The sequence below is a fragment of the Arenicella xantha genome (assembly GCF_003315245.1).
GTDB lineage: Bacteria > Pseudomonadota > Gammaproteobacteria > Arenicellales > Arenicellaceae > Arenicella > Arenicella xantha.
The window spans coordinates 1,008,531-1,030,905 of the sequence record NZ_QNRT01000002.1; the positions used below are offsets into that span (position 1 = coordinate 1,008,531).

The 22,375-nt window shown below is 47.7% G+C and carries 18 protein-coding genes and 2 tRNA genes; 7 read left to right on the forward strand and 13 right to left on the reverse strand.

Annotation, left to right across the window (positions count from 1 at the left end):
* Window positions 1-12: 12 nt before the first annotated feature.
* Window positions 13-1,308, forward strand: coding sequence for a dicarboxylate/amino acid:cation symporter (locus DFR28_RS10195; RefSeq protein ID WP_113954213.1), 1,296 nt, complete (start codon window positions 13-15; stop codon window positions 1,306-1,308).
* A 117-nt stretch (window positions 1,309-1,425) separates the two neighbouring features.
* Here DFR28_RS10195 and DFR28_RS10200 read toward each other — a convergent pair whose 3' ends face one another.
* The 5 genes from DFR28_RS10200 to DFR28_RS10220 all read right to left on the reverse strand — a co-directional run bounded on the left by DFR28_RS10200 (window position 1,426) and on the right by DFR28_RS10220 (window position 8,476).
* A complete protein-coding gene (locus DFR28_RS10200; RefSeq protein WP_113954214.1) occupies window positions 1,426-2,832 on the reverse strand; it encodes a Glu/Leu/Phe/Val family dehydrogenase in 1,407 nt (468 codons plus the stop codon).
* Window positions 2,833-3,136: 304 nt separating this feature from the next.
* On the reverse strand, window positions 3,137-5,896 hold the full coding sequence (locus tag DFR28_RS10205; protein WP_113954215.1) for a TonB-dependent receptor plug domain-containing protein: 2,760 nt from the start codon (window positions 5,894-5,896) through the stop codon (window positions 3,137-3,139).
* Window positions 5,897-6,043: 147 nt separating this feature from the next.
* Window positions 6,044-7,108: a FecR family protein gene (locus tag DFR28_RS10210; RefSeq protein WP_113954216.1), complete on the reverse strand. Its 1,065-nt coding sequence runs from the start codon at window positions 7,106-7,108 to the stop codon at window positions 6,044-6,046.
* A gap of 8 nt (window positions 7,109-7,116) precedes the next feature.
* Complete coding sequence (locus DFR28_RS10215) at window positions 7,117-7,710, reverse strand: RNA polymerase sigma factor (protein WP_113954217.1); 594 nt, start codon at window positions 7,708-7,710, stop codon at window positions 7,117-7,119.
* Window positions 7,711-7,717: 7 nt separating this feature from the next.
* Window positions 7,718-8,476 (reverse strand): TSUP family transporter, encoded by a 759-nt coding sequence (locus DFR28_RS10220; protein ID WP_211316951.1) that lies wholly within the window; start codon window positions 8,474-8,476, stop codon window positions 7,718-7,720.
* Between the two features lie 204 nt (window positions 8,477-8,680).
* On the opposite strand from DFR28_RS10220, the gene DFR28_RS10225 reads away from it, so the two are divergent.
* From DFR28_RS10225 to DFR28_RS10235, 3 genes are read left to right on the forward strand one after another with little or no spacing between them, the layout of a single operon-like run.
* A complete protein-coding gene (locus tag DFR28_RS10225) occupies window positions 8,681-10,408 on the forward strand; it encodes a sensor histidine kinase (protein WP_113954218.1) in 1,728 nt (575 codons plus the stop codon).
* Window positions 10,409-10,431: 23 nt separating this feature from the next.
* On the forward strand, window positions 10,432-11,382 hold the full coding sequence (locus tag DFR28_RS10230; protein ID WP_113954219.1) for a response regulator: 951 nt from the start codon (window positions 10,432-10,434) through the stop codon (window positions 11,380-11,382).
* Between the two features lie 15 nt (window positions 11,383-11,397).
* Entirely contained in the window at window positions 11,398-11,868 is a 471-nt protein-coding gene (locus DFR28_RS10235) for a YHS domain-containing (seleno)protein (RefSeq protein WP_211316952.1), read from the forward strand.
* 36 nt (window positions 11,869-11,904) lie between these two features.
* On the opposite strand, the gene uvrB is transcribed toward DFR28_RS10235, so the two are convergent.
* A complete protein-coding gene (uvrB, locus tag DFR28_RS10240) occupies window positions 11,905-13,905 on the reverse strand; it encodes an excinuclease ABC subunit UvrB (RefSeq protein WP_113954221.1) in 2,001 nt (666 codons plus the stop codon).
* A gap of 176 nt (window positions 13,906-14,081) precedes the next feature.
* Here uvrB and DFR28_RS10245 point away from each other — a divergent pair, with 176 nt between their 5' ends.
* A complete protein-coding gene (locus tag DFR28_RS10245; RefSeq protein WP_113954222.1) occupies window positions 14,082-14,672 on the forward strand; it encodes a GspH/FimT family pseudopilin in 591 nt (196 codons plus the stop codon).
* Window positions 14,673-14,781: 109 nt separating this feature from the next.
* Window positions 14,782-14,857, forward strand: a tRNA-Asn gene (locus DFR28_RS10250).
* 532 nt (window positions 14,858-15,389) lie between these two features.
* Here the strand turns inward: DFR28_RS10250 and DFR28_RS10255 are convergent.
* On the reverse strand, window positions 15,390-16,298 hold the full coding sequence (locus DFR28_RS10255; RefSeq protein ID WP_113954223.1) for a hypothetical protein: 909 nt from the start codon (window positions 16,296-16,298) through the stop codon (window positions 15,390-15,392).
* Between the two features lie 17 nt (window positions 16,299-16,315).
* Window positions 16,316-17,341 carry a 3-oxoacyl-ACP synthase III family protein gene (locus DFR28_RS10260; protein WP_113954224.1) on the reverse strand — a complete coding sequence of 342 codons (1,026 nt, stop codon included), beginning with the start codon at window positions 17,339-17,341 and terminating at the stop codon, window positions 16,316-16,318.
* Window positions 17,342-18,389: 1,048 nt separating this feature from the next.
* On the opposite strand from DFR28_RS10260, the gene DFR28_RS10265 reads away from it, so the two are divergent.
* Window positions 18,390-18,959 (forward strand): nitroreductase family protein, encoded by a 570-nt coding sequence (locus DFR28_RS10265; RefSeq protein ID WP_113954225.1) that lies wholly within the window; start codon window positions 18,390-18,392, stop codon window positions 18,957-18,959.
* 2 nt (window positions 18,960-18,961) lie between these two features.
* Here DFR28_RS10265 and DFR28_RS10270 read toward each other — a convergent pair whose 3' ends face one another.
* The 5 genes from DFR28_RS10270 to glmM all read right to left on the reverse strand — a co-directional run bounded on the left by DFR28_RS10270 (window position 18,962) and on the right by glmM (window position 22,372).
* Window positions 18,962-19,282, reverse strand: a complete 321-nt coding sequence (locus DFR28_RS10270) for a 2Fe-2S iron-sulfur cluster-binding protein (RefSeq protein ID WP_113954226.1) — start codon at window positions 19,280-19,282, stop codon at window positions 18,962-18,964.
* A 196-nt stretch (window positions 19,283-19,478) separates the two neighbouring features.
* A tRNA-Leu gene (locus DFR28_RS10275) sits at window positions 19,479-19,563 on the reverse strand.
* Between the two features lie 45 nt (window positions 19,564-19,608).
* On the reverse strand, window positions 19,609-20,031 hold the full coding sequence (gene secG, locus DFR28_RS10280) for a preprotein translocase subunit SecG (protein ID WP_113954227.1): 423 nt from the start codon (window positions 20,029-20,031) through the stop codon (window positions 19,609-19,611).
* 80 nt (window positions 20,032-20,111) lie between these two features.
* On the reverse strand, window positions 20,112-20,912 hold the full coding sequence (gene tpiA / locus DFR28_RS10285) for a triose-phosphate isomerase (protein ID WP_113954228.1): 801 nt from the start codon (window positions 20,910-20,912) through the stop codon (window positions 20,112-20,114).
* Window positions 20,913-21,025: 113 nt separating this feature from the next.
* Window positions 21,026-22,372: a phosphoglucosamine mutase gene (glmM, locus tag DFR28_RS10290; protein WP_113954229.1), complete on the reverse strand. Its 1,347-nt coding sequence runs from the start codon at window positions 22,370-22,372 to the stop codon at window positions 21,026-21,028.
* Window positions 22,373-22,375: the final 3 nt, after the last annotated feature.

Sequence of the window (22,375 nt, forward strand, 5' to 3'; positions counted from 1 at the left end):
ACAGGAATAACTATGAATCTTGCAAACAAGGTCCTAATTGCACTCGTGCTCGGCATCATTGCCGGCTTTTTAATCAACGCATCTGGCGCCGCAAGCATCGGTTGGGTCGACGCCTATGTCGTCAATGGCGTCTTTCACGTAGCGGGCAAGCTATTCTTTAATGCGCTACAAATGTTGGTTGTGCCATTAGTCCTGTTTTCATTGATTCCCGGCATCGTTGGGATCGGCGATATCCGTTTGTTAGGCAAGGTCGGTACTAAGTCGTTCGCGCTTTACATTGCGACAACCGCCATCGCCATTTCGTTGGGCATCGCGCTAGCCGTCACGTTCGGAATTGGCCAAGGTATGGAAATACCGGTCGGCGACGCTTTTGCCGGACAAGCGGCCGCTCGCAGCTTTATTGAAGTCCTCATTGGAATTGTGCCAAAGAACATCATCTCCGCGATGGCCAATGGAGAAATGCTGGCGATTATATTTTTTGCGATCTTTTTCGGCATAGCGCTGTTGATTAAAATCAATCAATCCCGTGAATTGGTAAATCTTATCGAGCAGCTTAATCGCGTGATTATGCAGATGGTCGAAATGGTTATGTGGTTTGCGCCGTATGCGGTTTTCTGCCTAGTTGCTAAAGCCGTAGCCGAGCTCGGCTTTGATATCGTAGTTAACCTTGGCGGCTATTTTGCGACGGTGATGCTGGCTCTCATACTGCATGCTTTTGTCACACAAATGGCAATCTTAAAGCTATTCACCGGCCTAAGCATCCGCACGTTCCTTAGCAAAATTCGCGCAGTTCAGATATTTGCATTCAGCACATCGAGTTCCGGCGCAACAATCCCAGTAACCTTACGCACCGTTCAAGAACGCTTAGGAATTGATCGAGCGGTTTCATCGTTCACCATTCCATTTGGCGCCACCATTAACATGGATGGCACCGCGATTATGCAAGGGGTAGCAACAGTGTTTGTAGCAAATCTATACGGCATTGAGCTGGGCGTGGCTGGCTATGTCACAATCGTGCTGACCGCAGTCCTAGCATCGATTGGAACGGCAGCGGTTCCCGCTGTTGGGCTCGTTATGCTTACCCTAGTATTCAAGCAAGTCGGGCTACCGATTGAAGCGATTGGCATCATTCTAGGTATTGACCGAATAGTTGACATGACGCGTACTGCCGTCAATGTCACTGGCGACGCAGTCATTACCACCATCGTGGCAAAGAGCGAAAACAAGATGGACTTAAGTGTCTACAACGACCCCAATGCAGGTGAAGTGCACGAGGTTCATATAGAAGACGTTACCCCAAGCAAATAATCTTCACCGCTCAGAAGCGTTGCTCCGGCAAACGCATTCGAACATCAAAAAAGGCCGCTCAAACTCACATCTGAGTGGCCTTTTTCGTTTCAAATCAAACGTTATTTAATGCAAACTTTAGATGCCTAACGACGTGTATGAATCTCGGATGCGCTCAATCGCAATCATCATTGCGGCTGTGCGCAGATCGGGGATACGCGGATCGCTGTGCCATTTAGCACTAATCACTTGATATCCTTCACGCATCACATCATCTAAACCTGATCGCACCAAATCCAATTCCGTGGGGCCTTGAATAATCCGCGCTAGCAAACGTTCAGGGAACTTAGCGCCGGTCATTTCTTCAACCGCCGCAACCATATCCATGGTTTGACGCTCGTGCTGGCGACGCTGCATACGCCCAAAACGAATGTGACCGATATTCTTTACCCATTCGAAATAAGACACGGTCACACCACCCGCATTGGCGTACAAGTCGGGAATAATCAAACAACCACGATCTCGCAACATTTCATTGGCGGTGAAGGTAATCGGACCGTTAGCCGCCTCAATAATAATGTTCGCTTTAATGTCATCCGCATTCTCTTTGGTGATCACGCCTTCTAATGCAGCGGGGATAAAAATATCGCAATTGCAGGTCAGAACACTATTCGAGTCATTGGTAAAACCCTTGAAACCCTTAACCCCACCAGTCTCGTGGATATGTTTGTGCAAACCATCAACGTCGATGCCATCTTCATCATAGACCGCACCATCTCGCTCCATCACACCGATGATCAAAGCATCATCCTCCTGTGACAAAAACTGCGCCGCATGGTAGCCAACATTACCTAGGCCCTGCACCACAATCCGCTTGCCGGCTAAGGTGCCAGACAGACCAGAGTGCTCAATATCTTGGGGATGCCGAAATGCTTCTTGTAGCGCGTATTGCACGCCACGACCAGTTGCTTCGACACGCCCACGAATCCCCCCTTTGCTGACCGGCTTACCAGTAACACATGCCCAGGTATTCAACTCGTTAGGATTCAGTCGCTTGTATTCATCAGCCATCCAAGCCATTTCTCGTTCACCGGTTCCCATATCAGGAGCTGGAACATTTTGCGCTGGACTGATCAAATTACGCTTAGCAAGCTCTTGCGTGAAACGACGCGTAATACGCTCTAATTCATGCGGCTCCCATTCGTTAGGATCAATCACCAACGCGCCCTTCGATCCACCAAACGGTGCCTCAACAAGAGCGCATTTATAGGTCATCAAAGCGGCTAGTGCCTCAACCTCATCTTGGTCGGCATATGGCGAATAGCGAATTCCCCCTTTTACCGGCTCACGGTGCTCTGAATGCACTGAGCGGTAACCAACGAAGGTATAAAGCTTATTACGCAAGCGAACCCCAAAACGAACAGTGTACGTGGAGTTAGCGACCTTAATCTTATGCCGCAAGTCATCGGGAATACCGACTAATTCTGCAGCTTGGTCAAACATCCTCTCTACGGAGGATAAAAAGTCCTGGTTTCGTGTATTCATTTTTCCTCCTGAAAGGAACATGGATCAAGTATTTTCGTGGATTTCTTGGTGTCAGCGCCAAGCGTACAGAAATTCAGAATACGCTTCTAGCGCTGCACCAATTTCAGTTCGACTTGTCTCTGACATAAGCCTTGTATCCGCAATTTCGTCTTGTTACAAGCGAAATATCTCAGAAGCATTGATATCAGTCTTATTGTCCAAATACGAGGTGAAAAACCGCAGAGACTGAACATATTTGAGCGTACCGAAAGCACTTTTCAATGTGCTCATTCTGGTTACTGACATTATTAATACACTTGGCTAACTAAAAATTTAGTATCCCTTTCAAGTACCAAGATCCACCTTCATAATTAGCCGCAGTTCGACGAGGATATTGCAGTCCGACTTCTTGACGATTTGCAAAGACTCCGTCATCAGCAATTTCATCGACGTATGAATCAAACAAGTTCGACACACCCAACACTAGCTCGAACTCATCGCTGTACTGCCAACCCAACTCGGCATCAACAAATACAATCGGCTCAATTTTTGCACTGCGATCTCCGGGTAGTCCGTTGATCATTCCGCGTTCATCAAAATGCGATCCATAGTAGGCGGCACGCAGCAATAAATTAAGGTTCTCTCGCAACGACGTATTGGCAGACAAGGTAAAGCGGTCATCCGGATAATTATTTTCAATATCCTCAATGGTTGAAGCACTCACTGGATTAATACCAGCTACCGGCGTCTGCCCACTCACTTTAATTTCGTTGTGCGCGTAGGCAAAGGTCAGCGTGGTATTGGTGGTGTCACCCCAATCAAAACTGCCGTTCAGTACCACGTCAGCGCCTTGATGCTCAATATCTAAGGCATTGGTATAAAACGACAATGTTCTTCCATTAGCGCCCAATATGGGAATGTCGCCGGTACGGTAAATACGATCTTCAACATCGACACGATAAAAGTCCACCGTCAAATCCCAAGCACTACCCAACGATGTAGTGAAACCAAAACTCAGATTTGTGGAGACCTCCTCTTTGAGCTCGGTACCTCCGGCATCACGAGCAGCAGCTGAATTCGCCGGCACCAAGCCTTCTTCAATTTGAGATCCTGTGCGGCCGTCAAAGGTGGTGATGACCGAAGAAATATTTGCTTGACCAGGGGTCGGTGCATGAAAGCCGGTCGATATCGCTCCTCGCAATGTCATCGCTTGATTTAGGTTATAGCGTGTCGCGATCTTACCGTTTGCCGTACCACCGAAATCAGAAAAATTCTCGTATCTCAACGCATACTGCATCAACCATCGGTCAGAAATATCATGCTCAAGATCGGCGTAAACGGCGACGTTATCTCGGTCAAAAGAACCGGCACTCTCTAAACTAGGAGAACTGAACCCACTTGGCCCCTCCCCGACCAACGAATTCGCGTCGCCCGGCACCAAGGTAAACGTCTCTTCGCGATACTCAACACCATAAGACAACGAAACTAAGTCAGTTATCTGAGTGGAGAAATCAACGCCAATATTAATCTCTTCTTGTTGATAGGCACCTACGTCAAAATCTCGCACCGCGCTGCCATCTGCCAATAATGGCAGGCTTGGATTCAAGGTGTTAAACAAAAAGTAGTCCAATTTGTTTTTACCGTAACCCCAACTAAAGTCAAAAATACTGCCCCCCGTAAACTCGCCACGCAAACCGCTTACCAAACTCATATCCGTCTGCTCACCGTCCAGATATGGGGTATAGCCAGCAGGCAACGCGTCGAGCAAGCCTAAGTCTGAAATGGAAGGATGTGACACGTCACGGTAAAAAAAGCGGTAACGACCATGTGTGTCCGCATAGTTCCCAAACGCGTAAAGTTCCGCACCATTAGCGAGATCATAACCACTATTTACGAACAAGCGTGAGCCCGACGATTCCGGCCGCCCCCAGGTTTGCGTAAACGGAGCATCACCAAAAGGTGAATCGGCACCAACACCGGACACCCCAGCATCAATCAGCGCTTGGGTATCTGGGCGGATCACTCCGCGCGACAAAGCCTCATTATCTACCACCTCTAAACTGGCGTTCAAAAACCCATAATCACCAACACCAAAACCTAAGTTAGCTGCGACTTTGGTACTCATTTCGCCATCATAAAACTGTCCGTAGGCGGCTCGTATCTGGCCGCCTTCACGAGCATCGCGCAGATCAAAATTTATAACGCCAGCAATAGCATCAGAGCCGTATTGCGCAGCCGCGCCATCGCGCATTATCTGAACATTTTTTAGAGCAATACTTGGGATCATCGCCACATCAACACCGTGCGATCCGTTGCCAGCCGCGGGCGCAAAAAAATGTACCAGCGCCGAGCGGTGTCTACGTTTACCATTAACCAGCACTAGGGTTTGGTCTGGTGACATGCCTCTCAAGGAGGTGGGGCGAACAAAGGCACTACCATCGCCCGTCGCAGGTGTCGCATTGTAGGATGGAACGAGATTTTTTAGGCTATCGGTAATATCAGCTCCGTTGCCAAGTGCCGAAAACTGCTCAGCGGAGATAACATCAACGGGAACTGGCGAGCCAGTGATCGAACGGGCCTTAGCACTGCGACTACCCAAGATTACTATTTCTTCCACGGAATCACTTAACTCTGGCTCATCAGACTGCGTGGCGCTGTTAGAATCCGCAGTGACTACCGCCAACTTTATCGTGCTAAAACGCCGAGGTTCATTAGCGGCCGTTATAGTTGACTCATCAATCTCCTGACTCAAATCGTCACCCGTCGGCTCGGCCAAATCCCCTACATCACCGAGTCCAGTGCTCAATACAATGTTTGTGCCCGACAACATTAATCGCAACCCATTGTGAATTGTAAAACGGCCGTGGAGCGGGCGAGTTTTGAATTTCTTAACTTCCTGGTACGGGAACAACAGAGTCAAGTCGGCTTGCCGAGCAAACCGAGTAAGCGCCTTATCGGCGGAGAGTCGTGGAATACTAAAGTAAAACTCCTCATCACCATCACGCTCAGCAGCCATAGAGGCTGTTGACGCGGAGAGAAAGAGTACCAAGAAGACCCAACCAGACAGTTTTGAAAAACGAGTCATGGCGGGAATTTTACTCAGTTTTCTACCGCTCTTCTATAGTTAGAAGTGAGTCCTTGCAATCCACCGTCAATCAGACACCGCTAGAGAAGAGTGAAAGTCGAACCCGTTATTCCACTAATTAGGTCTAAAAATCAAGCCTATCCGATACTAACCTGGAAGTTTGGAAAGTAAAATTTGATCACCGTCACGTCGGCTAGCGACACCAAAATTCTGCTGCAGCACCAACAACAACTGGTCAAGGTCACCAGTTTTGAAGTATCCGCCAACCGGAATTTCGGCCAAACTGGGATCGGTGATTTTGAAAGAAAGTGAGGTATAACGATCAATCTCTCGAACCACCTCCGAAAGCGGTTCGCCATTAAACACCACGAATCCATCACGCCAAGCAAGTGATGCCGACGGGTCGTCTTCGGTAGAAATTTTCGGCTGATTATTACGCACCACAACCCGCTGCCCAGGGATTAATAACACGTCAGCGTAATAAGCTGCCTTAGTGCTCGGCGCACGATTTACCAGCACCTTACCCTCAGTGACAATAACCTCCATTGAATGCTCCCCAGTATTGTCGACGCTGAACGCGGTACCGACCGCCGTAACCCGATCTTCACCAGACTCAACTACGAAGGGCTTCTTGGCATTCTTAGCTACATCAAAAAACACCTCACCCTTTATCAACTCTATGTGGCGTTCACTCGCTGAATATTCAACCGCAACTTTGGAGTCTGTATTGAGCTGCATTAAACTACCATCGCTCAACGCAAATGTCGTGGTTTCGCCAACGGCCGTTTGATAATGGCGAATGATTCTAGGCGGCTTGAGCTGCGCTGTACTATTGGCGGCCGAGTCCGCAAACGAATTAGCTCCACTTGGTAGCCAAGACCATAAACCAATCACACCAATAGCCAGAATGACTGACGCGGCTAGCGCACTACCCCAGCCACCCGCGTGTGGAATAGCCGTTTGAACCGGCTCGACAGGCGCATCTACACAAATATCAGCCATTGGCATGAACTTAGACAGAGGCTTGAGCACATCCAGCAGATCCCACATAGACGCACATTTCACTAAGGCTTCGCCATGCAAACTCGATTGCTCTAGCCAGCAACTCAATTCGCGTTCCTCGTGTGCAGACAAACCGCGATCAATTTTCGCAATCCAGAGTGCTGCGCCTTCTGTCACATCGGTGTGACTCGGGAATTGTAATGTATTCATACCTTACTCTACTTACCGTCGCGACCGCCATTGGCCGACTTAAATGCTTTAACCGTCGCGACATTGCGAGGTACATGCTCTTGTTGCGCTGCATAGTGTTGCATCGTGCGCAACAAGCCCTTAGCGACATGTTTTTCCACCGTGCTTTCACTAATTCCTAGTTTTTCCGCGATCTCACGCTGCGACAAACCGTATACTTTCTTTAAAATAAACACCTTGCGGCACTGAGCTGGCAACTCGCTTACCGCCTCACAAAGAAAGCCAAAGTCTTCTCGATTCATCACCAACTGCTCGGTTTGGCTAGCGAACTCATTGGCGTTAAAAGACGGAGCAGTCTCATCGGAACGCTCGTCAATCGCCGCATCACAATCTGCTCGCTGCGCCACCGCTATCTGCCGATTAGCCAAACGAAGAGCGGTCTTAACCATAAAGGCCTTGGGAAAGTTTATTTCCTGTTTCAACGACGCTTGATAAGTATTGATGTAAGTGTCCTGCAAAATATCTTCAATGTCCTGCAATGAGGCGCGCGGACGAATTTTCCGCAACAAGGATGAAATCACTCGTCGGTATTTTAGAAACTCGGTGGTTATTGTTTCAGCCATAGCGACTCTATTTAACTCCCCACCACACTAAAATAATCAAACACAAGGCGATCACCAAGTACCGCAACAGCATCGGGTCAACTTTCAACAACGCTCTAGCACCCAAGCTTGCGCCAATAAACTGACCAATCATCATGGCACCGCCGACAATCCATAACACCTTACCGAAATAAACAAACACCACCAGTGAGGCAACATTAGTCGCAAAGTTTAGGGTTTTGGCAGTAATAGTCGCTGGCACAATCGCTTGACCGCGTAGTGACACGCCGGCCCAAACAAGAAACGATCCGGTACCTGGGCCAAACATGCCGTCGTAAAACCCGATTGCCGGCACCGCACTTAAACCATAGCCAGCATTCGATAACTTCGGCTCGCGCTCCTCGACCACTTGCTTAGGTGAAAAAACGAAATACAGGGCTATAAGCACCAGCACAATGGGAATAACCACATTCAACACTTCACTGTCGAACATCTGAACTGCTATTGACCCAAATAAAGAGCCAACAAACGCAGCCGCCATCAACCAACGCACGTCGCGAAAAAGAACTTTACGTTGAAGCAGGAGCGTTAACGAGGCCGTACCCGAACCGGCAACAGCCTGTAATTTATTGGTACCTAATGCGAAGATTGGTGGCACACCGGCCGCCATTAATGCGGGAATGGTTAGTAGGCCACCACCGCCGACCAAGGTATCGATATATCCAGCCAGGATAGCAACCAACACCAGCCCCAGCACAGTTAACACGGATAGTTCAAACATTTCCATTAAATCGATACTCGCGCGGCATTACGCATAATAGTGTGGTTGTTAGTAATAGGAGCAATTAGGCAGTGTTATCCGCCATTCGATTACGCCAATAAGTAAAAATAATTTGGGAGCTTTTAACCAGCGACTGGGTCTATACAGTTCAAGCAGCTCAAGAATACCCGAGCCGAATATCACCATGCTACTAAATAGACTCAATCAACAATGAAAAAGTACGCCATTATTCTACTCGTTCTCGTCGCTATTGGGGTTGGCCTGACACTCCAATTAGCCACCCAAGAAAAAGGCTTAGATCAAACCGTATTTCTTCAGACTACTGAGTCGATTCGTAATCTGCAAACGCTAGATAAAAACCTACAGGTTTTGCTAACCCAATCACACCTGAATACCGATAGTAATTCTGAACAGCTCATTGAGCTCAATTATCAAATTAGCGAAGAATTTGACAATCTTCGTTACGATGCACTGTTTGAAGAAATAGAGAGCGATGCGGCTCTGAGCACGGCAATTGAGGAGTTCGAAGCAGAATTCATTCGTCGTGATGAAACTTTACAGAACTATCTGGAGCAAAATCAATCAGCTGCGCTAAGTCTCTCCAAGTTACGTGATCTAAATGCAATTTTACAACAAGATCGCACGCTGATGTCAGCTCCGGCAATTGGAATGGTTTTAGCACATAACCAAAACCAACTGCTCGACCTTGCATTAAATAACGCTCCCAACGCGCCATTAGACCTCAAACCGATCAGCGTTGTTCACGGTGCGGTAACTCAACAAGCATCACTCGTCGCTTACTCGAAAGAGATAAAAGCATTTGCAGATCGGTTAGCAATTAGCCGTACCGCCTATACGAAACTGATAGGCATGGATATAAGCGCCTTGCTCAATCATATCGAAGATCGTTATGTGAGTTACCACAATCAAGCTATCGCCGGATCAAACACACAGCGCAACGGACTGATTGCTTACGGCTTGGTTCTATTGTTGGCGCTGATGTTCTTTGCATGGCAAATCCGACGTAACTATGCATCTTTAGAACAACAAGTCGCCGATCGAACAATGGAAATATCCGCGGCATATGACGAGCTTCGAGAATCTCAAGAGCAGCTAATTCAATCCGAAAAAATGGCATCACTCGGGCAAATGGTCGCCGGTGTTGCCCATGAAATAAACACACCATTAGGGTATGTGAACAGCAATATTGAAACACTCAAGCTGAACTTAAAAGACCTTGATCGAGTCATGGCAACACTCACCTCATTAATCACCGCCGTACAGCGTCCACAACGAGACAACCGGCAAATTAGCCAGCGACTGCTAGCCACCATGGGCGACTACACCGCAGTCGATGCCCCCGAACTTATGGAGGAGAGTCAGCGCTTATTGAATGACGGTCTGTATGGGCTAGCAGAAATTTCCAATCTCATTAGCAGCCTCAAGGATTTTGCCCGCCTTGACCGACAGCAGGTCGAACATGTTGACCTAAACGCCTGTTTAGCCAACGCACTCACAATTGCCAGCAACCCAATTCGCGAGCACAACGTCCAAGTTGAACGACGATTCGCCAAGTTACCGGCAATATCCTGCATTCCATCTAAGTTAAATCAATTATTCCTCAACATTATTACCAACGCCTGCCAAGCAATGCGCGAGTCCGGCGGAACACTTACTATTCGCACATCATTGATTGGTCGTGAAATTTGCATAGCATTTACTGATCAAGGCGTAGGCATGGATGAACTAACCCAGAAAAAAATGTTTGATCCGTTCTTCACGTCAAAAGCAATCGGCGAAGGTACCGGCTTAGGCATGTCTATCGCGTACAAGATTGTTGAAGCTCACAATGCACGTATCACGGTTGAATCGAAGCAACACAAAGGCACGACTATCTCTATATTCTTCCCGACAGCGTTGTCGCAAGCAACTAGCTAAATCAAATAATCGGACACTTAATCATGCTCAATTCTCCTCGAAAATACACGGTCCTATTTGTTGATGACGAACCACGTATCACCAGCGCGCTGAAGGCCATTTTTCGCCGCGAATACGCGGTGCTAACCGCCAACAGCGGAGCACAAGCGCTGCAGATTATGGACTCGAATACGGTCGATGTATTGGTCAGTGACCAACGTATGCCAAACATGCTTGGACACCAATTATTAGCCAAGGCAAGTAAGCGGCACCCTCAGACAATGCGTATTTTATTGACCGGCTTCATGGACAAGCAAGCCATTGTCGATTCTATTAATGATGGTGAAGTGTATCGCTTTATCAACAAGCCATGGAAAAACGACGCAATGCGCGAGGTAATTGCCGAAGCGGCGCTGGCATCAGAAGTAGACGTTGCTAGCACACCGTCAGAAACCGAAAATTCGTCAGCATTAACGTCCCCAACGTCGGCCGACACAGTGCGTCGAATACGTGATCAAGCACTATTAATGATGGAGCAGAAACAAGAAATCCGTCACCAGATCAGGCGTTTCTGCAGTGACCATGACATCATGATCTACGGCACTCAGAGCATCCAACAAGCGGTCGCTGCGGCGACCTCGCGTGATGCTATCGGGGTAGCCGTAATCGAGCTCTCAGACAATACCGCAGCGGCGCTTCAAACAATTAGTTTGCTAAAACAAGCGCGACCGGAACTCATTACGATCGCTCTAACCGAGGACTATGACGCGGCTACGGCTGTTGACCTGATCAATCACGGGCAAGTATTCAAATATTTAGCAAAACCATTGGACATCGGCCGATTTCAGTCGGCAATCGAAAACGCCTTTACTCGGCATCGCTTTCTAAAAACCCAACCAGTTGCGAAACAACGATATCGCGTACAAAAGCCGACTGGGAGGCTCGCCAGCGGTCTGCAAGAACTAGTTAACAAATTCCTCACGACTGCACACTGAGGTTATTCCACTGCCATGAAACATATACGCTTAATGCACATCATTCAACGAAGCCTGCTAATTCTGGCTGTTACTCTGCAGGCCAGTCATGTCATCGCCGCGCAACCTATCTACTCAGGTGGAAAAGAGCGCGCCGCAATCCGCGGATATGACTCAGTCGCTTACTTCACACAAAACAAGCCGGTTAAAGGTTCCACCGATTTCAGCTATGAATATCAGGGCGCCACGTGGTTATTTGCGTCTGAACAAAACCTTGAAGTATTCAAACAAAATCCTGAGCAATATATGCCACAGTATGGCGGTTACTGCGCGTATGCGGTGTCTCGCGGCACCACGGCATCCATCAAGCCCGAATATTTTCAAATCTACCAAGGCAAACTGTATTTAAATTACAGCAAGTCAGTGGCTAAACGTTGGCGAAAAGATAAAGATAAGTACATTCAAGAGGCCAACAAACATTGGCCTCAGGTGTTGGACCGCCGATAACGCCAACTATCCGGTCGACCGAATAGCTAGGTCGGCCTAGGATTTAAAGTAGCCAGCTCGAAGCTCCTCGATGCGATCGCGAGCTTGGGCGGCTTTTTCAAATTCGAGGTTATTGGCCGCCTCATACATTTCTTTTTCGAGAGCTTTCATCACACGCTTGAACTCCGCAGGATCGGTAATAATGTCACCAGGCGTACCGGGTTGATTGATCCTCGCATACTCTTGCGCTGCGCTACTGGTGGCACCGTCGATAATATCCCGGACTGCCTTACTAATACTCTGTGGCACAATTCCGTGCTTCTTATTGTGTGCTTGCTGTTTTTCGCGTCGCCGATCTGTTTCATCAATCGCAATACGCATGGACTTAGTTATTCGGTCAGCATACAAAATAGCGCGACCATTTAAATTTCGTGCTGCACGCCCGATGGTTTGAATGAGCGAACGAGTTGACCTGAGAAAGCCTTCTTTATCTGCGTCGAGAATAGCAACCAGTGAGACCTCGGGCATATCCAAGCCTTCGCGTAACAGGTTGATACCGACCAACACATCAAACTCACCGGCACGCAAATCACGAATAATCTCTACGCGCTCTACGGTATCGATGTCCGAGTGCAAATAGCGGACCTTAACTCCGGCGTCAGTCAAGTAATCTGTCAAATCTTCCGACATACGCTTGGTCAGTGTCGTAATCAAAACGCGCTCATTGAGAATCACGCGTTTATTGATCTCGGACAATACATCGTCAACCTGTGTGCCAACCGGACGAACCTCAATTTGTGGATCAATTAAGCCGGTTGGGCGAACCACTTGATCAATCGTATTTGGGTTTTGTTCAATTTCATAATCGCCAGGAGTAGCCGACACGAATACCGTCTGCGGCATTAACTGCCGAAACTCATCGAACCGCAGCGGTCGGTTATCCATCGCCGATGGCAAGCGAAAGCCATATTCAACCAACGTTGTTTTGCGCGATCGGTCACCTTTGTACATAGCGCCAAGCTGCGGAATCAGTACATGACTCTCATCCAAAATCATCAACGCGTTGGGCGGCAAGTAATTAATCAGCGTAGGTGGCGCCTCACCTGGTTGTGCGCCAGACAAATAGCGCGAATAATTTTCGATACCATTGCAGTAACCCAATTCCTGCATCATTTCCAGGTCAAACATAGTGCGCTGTTCAAGCCGTTGAGCCTCGACCAGCTTATCCAGTTCACGTAATTGCGCTAAGCGTTCACGTAGCTCTAAGCGGATTTGTTCACATGCCGACAAAACGCGTGAGCGTGGGGTCACATAATGCGATTTAGGGAACACTGTAATACGTTTTAGGTCTTCTTCGATTGCACCGGTCAGCGGATCAAATTTAGATATCTTCTCGACATCGTCGCCAAACAGTTCAACTCGAAGTGCATAGCGGTCAGACTCCGCGGGGTAAATATCGATTACATCACCGCGCACCCGAAACGTAGCACGCTTGAGCTCCATATCATTGCGTGTGTATTGCAACTCTGCCAGCCGCTTCAAGATCGCCCGCTGATCCATAATGTCACCAACGCTTAGATGCAGGATCATTTCATGATACGCCTCTGGGTCACCTAAACCGTAGATCGCCGACACTGTAGCAACAATGATCACGTCCTCTCGTTCCAGCACTGCTTTAGTCGCCGATAACCGCATTTGGTCAATATGCTCATTGATCGCCGCGTCTTTCTCGATGAACGTATCTGAACTCGGCACATAGGCCTCGGGCTGATAGTAATCGTAATACGAAACAAAATATTCGACCGCATTATGCGGAAAGAAGTCTCGCATCTCAGAATACAGTTGCGCCGCTAAGGTTTTATTCGGCGCCATCAAAATAGTTGGCCGTTGCACCGTTTGAATCACGTTCGCCATCGTGAAGGTTTTCCCTGAGCCGGTCACACCTAATAATGTCTGGAATGCTTCTCCGTTTTGCAGACCCTCAACCAATGCTTTAATGGCATACGGCTGATCGCCCGCTGGCGTGTAATCACTGACTAATTGAAATTGACGTTTCATGCTGGCTCAAGAAAGTTGATGCAGCTGATCATTATAAGTGATCGAACTCAAGCATGTATTTACATTCGACCTAGTTTTGCAGAAGCGTTGATCAATTTGAATTTTTCTTTTAGAGTGTAGGGGTCGCCCAGGGATTGGGTTACGACTTCAACTAAACGTTTCATGGAGGAAACGATATGATCATGCTCTTTTTTTGGGCCGGCAGAGTTCGTGCTAACACACATCAGAACGCATTCACAATACTTGAGGTAATGCTAACGCTGTCAATCAGCAGCACACTAATCATGCTGGCCGTACCGAGCTTTGGCTCCTTGATAATAAAAAATCAGGTAATGACTCGATCCAATGAACTACAGACAGCATTGAACCTAGCTCGTGCCTACGCCATAACAAACTATACTCACGTAGTCGTCTGTGCCGCCGCCGACTCAGATATGACATCTTGTGTGGATCAACCTCGTCGTAACAAGAACTGGGAACATGGCTGGATCGTGTATGCCGACACCAATGCCAACGTTACGCTCGACAGCCAAGACGTCATCGTCAATGTTGGACAAAACGAAGGAAAGATCGCCATAGTATTTAATCAAAATGGCACATTACGATTTTTCCCTGACGGCCATGCGCGAAGCGCCGGTTTTTACCTATGTGACCAAAAATCAGAAACCGAAGGATATTTACGACTGTTGTATACTGGTCGAGTACGTTTTAGCTCTGAATTGGGGAAAACCCGTCGGAAAAAGTGCTTGTTAAGCGCGGTTAACTAAGCCGAAGCGCCGATAGCAAAAAAACTTTCGGATATGCTGAAAAAAAACAGGTAAATAACTTGACCGTAAGCAGTTGAATAAGTACGATTCGCCTTCGTTGAAAGTCTGTTCCCTGATAGCTCAGTTGGTAGAGCAAATGACTGTTAATCATTGGGTCGCTGGTTCGAGTCCAGCTCAGGGAGCCATTCAACATTTCACAGTTTAACTGTGTTAAACGGATTTAAAATTCTAGTCGTTGTACCTATTCTTTTGCACACTAAATTTAAACGCCAGATTTAAAAGCTCGAAAGAATCGCTGATAAAGAAAACTTCAGCTACACCGCGCCAACGTTATTAAGACACCTACGCAACTCTCAAGCTAGGGCTCTATTCACTTCAGTCACTAATAAGCTATTGTTGCTTGTGCATTGCTGTGCGGCATAAATGAACAGTGCCAGACACCGTTCGAACTAAAGATGCCGAGATCAATTTTAGCTTGATTGAGCTCACAGTTAGGAACTGTATCGCACATGACTGCAACCCCTTAATACGGTGCAACCGATAAGGTCAGGAGCCTCAACCAAGAGGCTCACACTCAGGTAACAACTGCCGATACATGGCGTACTTGAGAAAACTTAGACTTTCCCCAGAAGGCATATCAGCAGCAAAACAGCTAGCTGGCAGCAAACCGTGGGCACTAGAGCGATACAAATCGCCTCTTTCTATTTTTTTTTCGGTCTAATCCTTAGTATCAATATTCAGTCGATTGAATATTGAATAAAGTGACGATCTTGGCATCCCCATGGACTCGGCCGTCGCGGAGGCATTACCGCCCTCCTTCTGATATTTTTGCAGCACGAGAATCTTCTCGATCTCATTAATACCATCACGATAAGACATCTTGTCACGTGAATAGCGCGAACAAATATCCATGATTTGATTCGCCGCTCGTCGTTCCGCCGAAAACGGTATAAAGCGTCGGACGTCGGTGAGGTTATGTCGATATTCACTTTTCAGTGTTATAAGCAGAAACAGCGTCGATGCGATAGGAATAAACGCCGAGGCATTAACGCGAACCCCAAGACTCATCAACACGATCACTGAGATCCCCACCAACATCAGCGGAGCAAGCGCAAACATTGTATAAATACTCTGAATTTCGACGATGTGCTCGGTAGCACGTCGATAGCCAACCACGATTACTGGAATAATAGCGAGCAACGTTGCTAGCACAAAAATGCGGAATATCCAGTACTGCTCACCTTGCACCACTGTCATGGTGTATCCCAGAGACTCTGCTCCGGCCACAATCCAATTTGTGTAGAGCATTAACAAACTAACCACTCCAGCAATCGACATAAGCACAGCCCTAAAATGACCATGCTTAAGTCGACTTACTTCAGATGAATAAATGAGCATAAATGCGGCAACCCAGACTGTGGTTGCGTAATACAGTCGCAGCAAATATTCCTTCGGCCCGCTCTCGAAAAACTCCAAGAACCCCAACACCTCGCACAAATTGTGAAGGGCTAGAATCAGAACCATAGTTATAAAAACCGTTGATTGATGCTTTCCTTTTACTGAAACGCCCAAGATCAACAGCTTGATCACTAATGCCAAAATGGCCGGAAGAATATAGATGCTCATTGTCTTTGTTTACCTAGCTAATATGTATAACCAAATTGCCCAACAACTATGCCGGAGCCAGCGAAACATCCACCGATTCGGTCTCCAGGCCTGACGATCCCTTCAGAGGTCATTTTGTGGTAATTCAAAGGAAAAGTAGCTGAGGCCACATTGCCAAACTTATCTAAGGTCTTGATCATTCGATTTGGATTAACTCCCTGCATACCGCCAATCCTATCGAATGGTCGTTGGCCAATTTGATGTGATAATAACCAATCAAATTCCGGCCAGCCTAGTTTACCTAATGTGTCCCTTAACAACCTCTGGTGCAATTTGATAAAGCTTGCGGCCAACGATCCCATCATCATCGTGCCCTCAATTGAACCATCAGCCTTGTGACGGTAAAGACACTTATCGACGTTGTCGCTGTAAGAAGTTGTGTTAAATAGCTCAAATCCAGATTTTTCTCCTGCGGATGTCGGGCCGATTAAAACCGCCCCTCCTGCATCGCCAACAGTTAATGCGCCAATGATATTTTTGGCTGTCTTAATGTCGACACCACGTTTCAACTGCTCTGTAAATGCTCTAGTGACTTTCATAGGCACCTCGCCGGTGACCACCAAAGCATACCGTACAATACCACATCCAACATAGTTTGAGGCAATTTGCATTGCATCAATAAAGCCAAAACAGGCATTAGCTACATCAAACGCGTGTTTCGCGTGTAATCCCAGCGCATTTTGAATGGTATGCGCCGTTGCCGGTTCGGGCTGATCTCTCTCGATACCACAAAAGATAACCAAATCAATCAGTTGTGGGTCGATCTCCGGACAACTATCGAGCGCCGACTGCGCAGCGGGTATGGCTAAATCTGAAGGCTTAGCATCAGCTGGAGCGGCTCTACGCTCAACAATGCCCATGGCGCTAGAAATCCAGTCAGTAGCAATATTGTATTGCTGCTCGGAACGAATCTCTGTCATCAAATCATCAGATTTTACGATTTCGGTTGGTAGGTGAATTCCACTTGAATAGATTTTGGTTTTTATTTTTGGAAATTGATACATAAAGTACTCCGGGTTGTGATGTCTCAAAAGGGACGGGTTAAAAATTCATATTAGCAACCATTTTTTAGGTATTACGAAAATCAAACAGTTGCGGCAGGTCAAAGCTTTGCTGTACAACTACAGCTAGTTAAATGTGACCGTTAGAAACCTTATAGTTACAGGTCACATAGAAATACAACGCCGAGGTCGTGAGAGGGGGACAACTTTCGAGACAACGGGTTGTCGCAAGCCGAAGTCAAGTAGGGTCACTACAGTCGACCGGCATGCACTGACAGATTGTTAGGCGAATACATCGCCAAACTGACGAAGGTGCTTGCTGGCTGACTAACCAAGGCAATAGACGCACAAGCCAGCACATAGAGCGGTGAACTGCGGAGGCTTTGTTGGTAGCAATAGACGAAATTAATTCGTGACGAAAATTAGTAGTTGAAATATTACTTAATCGCTACTTAAACAGAGCACAAAAAAATAGAGGCCCTTGAGCCGAACACTCAAGAGCCTCTACGGAAGGCATGTCCCCCCATGAAGATATACCTTCCTGCCCTCATGAAAGCGTCCATGATTACGCTGAGGGGTCAAAATTTGGCCTGCAAGCACCGGGTTGGGAGACAATGCGAGCAAACCGAAGTCGCATATGAGGGTCAAACATATGCCAAGTAAAGATACCACACCTTGCGTGAATGACTAGGGGTCAACTGCATTTTTTTTGCCTGCTAAAGCCAAATATTTCCGCACATCGACCAGCCGAGGCTTTTTGCGCCACGTTTGTCTATAAGAATCACCACAAACTCCCTCTCGAATCTCGCGCTGCTTAACCCCTGCACAGCAAGCTAGCTGGCAACCATGGTAGAAAAAACTACGCTACCGACACTCAGACGCAAACAAAACTTAGCCCATATATCTCGCTCCATTTGATTTGGAGTTAACAGAAGCTGCCAACAATGGCTAAATAGCTTAAAACGAGCTCAAAACAGGCTTTACGAATGGTGCTATTATTTGCCTTATTCAACACCTTTTTGACGGTTGACAATTCAGCCGGCTAACTATTATGGATGCTTTACACGCACTACACACTCGATCCTCCGCTAACCTGCTCTGCGAGCCAGGGCCGAGCAAACTACAGATCGATAATATTGTTAAAGCGGGACTACGCGCATGCGACCATCGGTGCTTAAGACCATGGCGATACCTAATCATTCAAGGTAGCGCGCGTGATTCCTTCGGTGATTTGATGGTAGACGTGCTCCAAGCACGAGATGGTGCTGCGCTCGACGAAAAAACCAAAGAGAAGGTTAAAGGGAAGCCACAGCGAGCCCCTACAATCCTTGTAGTGATAGCAAAACTAACGCCTCATCCAAGTGTGCCAGAAATAGAGCAACTACTGTCAGCGGGCGCTAGCGCTCAAATGATGATGACGGCTGCGTATGCCCAAGGCGTCGGCGCTATTTGGCGTTCGGGCGGAATCATGTTCGAAGAGGGCTTACGCCAAGGGCTAGGACTAAGCGAAAACGAACGCTTAATCGGCTTTATTTATTTAGGCACACCAAAAGTTAGCAAACCCGCGCCGGAGCTCGACCCCGATGACTTTTTGAGCGCGTGGCCAGCAATACCAGATTAGAACTAAAACTGACTCTCTGGTGTCTTTACGATAAGCCCATCCATCTCGTCGGTGATCACAATCTGACAGGCCAATCGAGAGTTAGCCTCAACCCCTTCAGCAACCTCCAGCATTTCGGACTCCAAGTCTTGTGCCGCGCCCACTACTTCGACCCATGCACTATCAATATAGACGTGACATGTCGCGCAGGCACAGGCTCCACCGCAGTCAGCGTCGATGCCAGGCACATCATTGCTGGTAGCCACTTCCATGACCGTGTCACCGGATGCGGCGTTAATAGCTCGCTCAGCTCCTTGATAATCAATAAACGTTATATTTGGCATAGTTTTTCTACAGTAAATTTAATAGACATTTAGTACGGATCATACGCAAACACCAACGAGATTGCATACCGCCCCGATCGAGGTAAGTTCCAGCGCCACGAATCAGATATCACTACCTTGAGCCAACAAAGCTTTGCTCATTTATAGGTAAAACTTAAAGAAAAACCGACCTGCATAACAGGTCGGTTCTTTTAAATGGTGCCCAGAGCCGGACTTGAACCGGCACAGCTTGCGCTACTACCCCCTCAAGATAGCGTGTCTACCAATTTCACCACCTGGGCTTATTTCTTTCATGCGAGTATTTCTTGACTCTTAGTTGACGCTGCTTATTCAGTTGCGTCTGGAGTTTGCTCGGCTGCTGACTCTACTACATCTTCGGAGACAGCGCTATCAACAGCTTCAGGCAACGTTGGAACCGCATCGGTCGCAGCAGCATCATCTGCCTCAACCTCAATGCTTGGCACTTCACCAACCTGCTCAATAACAATCGGAGCGATGACATCGGCGTCGGCATTACGCTTAGCATAAATATAGGCTAGCGTTAAGCAACTCAAAAACAGCACTGTGACCATTGCTGATGTGCTCTTAGTAAGGAAGTTAGCTGAACCACGACTGCCAAACATGCTTTGTGAGCCACCACCACCGAAAGCTGAGCCCATGTCGCTTTTGCTATTTTGCATCAACACTAGCGCGATAATAGTAATCGCAGCGAATACGCTGACAATGATTAAGATAGTTGTTACGTTCATTTATTAACTCGTTATTACCGTTAGTCTCGCAACCAAAACAGTTTTATGACCATGCACCCATTGGCACACAGTATTTACATTTAGGCATGACCCGCCAACTTCTGTGCGGCGCGGCAGATACCTACAAAACCCTCTACTGTGAGTGACGCGCCACCAATTAAGCCGCCGTCAATATCAGGCTGCGAAAATAGCTGCTCGGCATTACCTGACTTCACACTACCACCGTACAAAATCTGTGTACGCTGGCCAATATTCTCATCTAGCCCAGCTAACTTAGCACGAATAAACGCGTGCACAGCTTGAGCCTGCTCTGGCGACGCTGTCTCACCGGTACCTATAGCCCAAACCGGCTCATAAGCGATAACAGCTCCATCAAGGCCTTGAATGCCAACTGCGTCAATAACCGCATTCAGCTGGCGCTCGACCACCAATTCTGTCTGCCCTTGCTGGCGCTCTGAAAGCGATTCACCAACACAAAGTACAGGTACCACCGACTTGTCAAAATTAACACAAGCCGCAAATTTTTCTGCGGTATCTTGATCGGTTTCGTGAAATAGCTCGCGCCTTTCCGAATGCCCTATCAATACATACTCACACCCCATCTCTGCAATCATCGGCAGAGAAACCTCACCAGTAAACGCGCCCGAAGTATGCGGACTAACGTTTTGAGCGCCAATCGAAATTGGCAGACTCTTAGCGAGAGCACCTGCGTGCTGCAGCAATACCGCAGGAGGGCAAACCAAAATATCGTACGCAAGTTCTCGTTGCTCACTGATCGTTGCCATATTGAGAACCTCACGGGAGATGCCTGAGATTAACTCTGTGGTCATTTCTAAACCACCATGCATCTTCCAGTTCCCAGCCACCAAGAATCGTCTCATGATTGCCTCTACGCGCGGAAATTAGTGAGCGCGGATATTAGCATAGGGCTTTGCCCAGCACTAGAACCTAAGCCAACAATTTTAGTCGAATGCTGCATCGCGAGAAACAACACTTAGATTTGTGCCCGAACAATATCAGATATTGTTTCGCAACACTGCTTCACCAACGCACTATCAGACCCTTCAACCATTACTCGAATTACTGGCTCTGTGCCGGACGGACGCAGCAACACTCGGCCTTCACCTGATAGAATTTTTTCATTATGAGCCACCGCGTCGAGTACATCCTTAAGCTGACATATCTCGGCCGCATTTGTATTTAGTGGCAGCCGAACATTTATCATGGTCTGAGGGTACATTTGCATCTCACCAGCCAACTCATGCAAAGGCTGTTGCATAAACTTCATTTGTGTCAACACTTGCAGCGCCGACACCAGGCCATCACCCGTGGTAGTTTTGTCTAGACAAATAATATGACCCGACGATTCACCACCTAAAACCCAATCGCGAGCAACTAATTCTTGCATGACATATCGGTCTCCAACCTTGGCTCGCACAAACGGAATCTCTCGCTCTTGCAGCGCTCGCTCCATGCCAAAATTGCTCATCAGCGTGCCAACCACACCCCCTTTAAGTCGACCTTGCTTACGCAAGCTATCAGCGATCACAAACAATAATTGATCGCCATCGACGACCTGTCCATTTTGATCAACCATCAGCACGCGGTCTGCATCGCCATCAAACGCAATACCGACATCACAGCCCTCTTTCAGAACTAGCGCCTGCAAGCCTGCAATATGGGTTGACCCGCAACCTTCATTAATATTAAAGCCATTAGGTTTATTATTAATAACCTCAATGTCAGCACCTAACTCATGGAACACCGCCGGCGCTGATTGATAAGCCGCTCCGTTAGCACAATCCAATGCCACCTTGAGCCCCCGAAAATCCATCCTACGCGGGATGGTGCCCTTGCAGAACTCGACATAACGCCCAACCGCATCATCCATGCGATGCGCCTTGCCTAGGTCTTTGGAAGCCACCACCTCCATTGGAGTTGCCATTAACCGCTCTATCTCATCTTGAATCTGATCAGATATTTTGGTCCCATTGGCCGAGAAAAATTTAATACCATTATCGGCATAGGCGTTATGCGACGCGCTGATTACTACTCCAGCATTAGCTCTTGCCGTTTGTGTTAGGTAGGCGATAGCCGGTGTTGGTAAAGGTCCGAGCATCACTACATCCATGCCTGCTGATGACAACCCTGCCTCCATAGCGGATTCAAGTAAATAGCCTGAAACTCGAGTGTCCTTACCAACCAAAATACTCCCTTTGCCATAATGCCGCTTAATCACACAACCCAACGCCCAACCTAAATGAACGATGGTTTGCGGAGTAATCGGCTCACGCCCGACCGCACCGCGAATTCCGTCAGTACCAAAAAATGAAGTAGTCATAAA

Excerpts from the sequence above, each read along its gene's own strand:
- DFR28_RS10200 (WP_113954214.1), bottom strand. The coding sequence starts at position 2,832 with ATGAATACACGAAACCAGGACTTTTTATCCTCCGTAGAGAGGATGTTT.
- secG (WP_113954227.1), bottom strand. The coding sequence starts at position 20,031 with ATGAACGTAACAACTATCTTAATCATTGTCAGCGTATTCGCTGCGATT.
- DFR28_RS10220 (WP_211316951.1), bottom strand. The coding sequence starts at position 8,476 with ATGGAAATGTTTGAACTATCCGTGTTAACTGTGCTGGGGCTGGTGTTG.
- tpiA (WP_113954228.1), bottom strand. The coding sequence starts at position 20,912 with ATGAGACGATTCTTGGTGGCTGGGAACTGGAAGATGCATGGTGGTTTA.
- DFR28_RS10210 (WP_113954216.1), bottom strand. The coding sequence starts at position 7,108 with ATGAATACATTACAATTCCCGAGTCACACCGATGTGACAGAAGGCGCA.
- glmM (WP_113954229.1), bottom strand. The coding sequence starts at position 22,372 with ATGACTACTTCATTTTTTGGTACTGACGGAATTCGCGGTGCGGTCGGG.
- uvrB (WP_113954221.1), bottom strand. The coding sequence starts at position 13,905 with ATGAAACGTCAATTTCAATTAGTCAGTGATTACACGCCAGCGGGCGAT.
- DFR28_RS10225 (WP_113954218.1), top strand. The coding sequence starts at position 8,681 with ATGAAAAAGTACGCCATTATTCTACTCGTTCTCGTCGCTATTGGGGTT.
- DFR28_RS10260 (WP_113954224.1), bottom strand. The coding sequence starts at position 17,341 with ATGTATCAATTTCCAAAAATAAAAACCAAAATCTATTCAAGTGGAATT.
- DFR28_RS10215 (WP_113954217.1), bottom strand. The coding sequence starts at position 7,710 with ATGGCTGAAACAATAACCACCGAGTTTCTAAAATACCGACGAGTGATT.
- DFR28_RS10245 (WP_113954222.1), top strand. The coding sequence starts at position 14,082 with ATGATCATGCTCTTTTTTTGGGCCGGCAGAGTTCGTGCTAACACACAT.
- DFR28_RS10255 (WP_113954223.1), bottom strand. The coding sequence starts at position 16,298 with ATGAGCATCTATATTCTTCCGGCCATTTTGGCATTAGTGATCAAGCTG.
- DFR28_RS10270 (WP_113954226.1), bottom strand. The coding sequence starts at position 19,282 with ATGCCAAATATAACGTTTATTGATTATCAAGGAGCTGAGCGAGCTATT.
- DFR28_RS10230 (WP_113954219.1), top strand. The coding sequence starts at position 10,432 with ATGCTCAATTCTCCTCGAAAATACACGGTCCTATTTGTTGATGACGAA.
- DFR28_RS10235 (WP_211316952.1), top strand. The coding sequence starts at position 11,398 with ATGAAACATATACGCTTAATGCACATCATTCAACGAAGCCTGCTAATT.
- DFR28_RS10195 (WP_113954213.1), top strand. The coding sequence starts at position 13 with ATGAATCTTGCAAACAAGGTCCTAATTGCACTCGTGCTCGGCATCATT.
- DFR28_RS10265 (WP_113954225.1), top strand. The coding sequence starts at position 18,390 with ATGGATGCTTTACACGCACTACACACTCGATCCTCCGCTAACCTGCTC.
- DFR28_RS10205 (WP_113954215.1), bottom strand. The coding sequence starts at position 5,896 with ATGACTCGTTTTTCAAAACTGTCTGGTTGGGTCTTCTTGGTACTCTTT.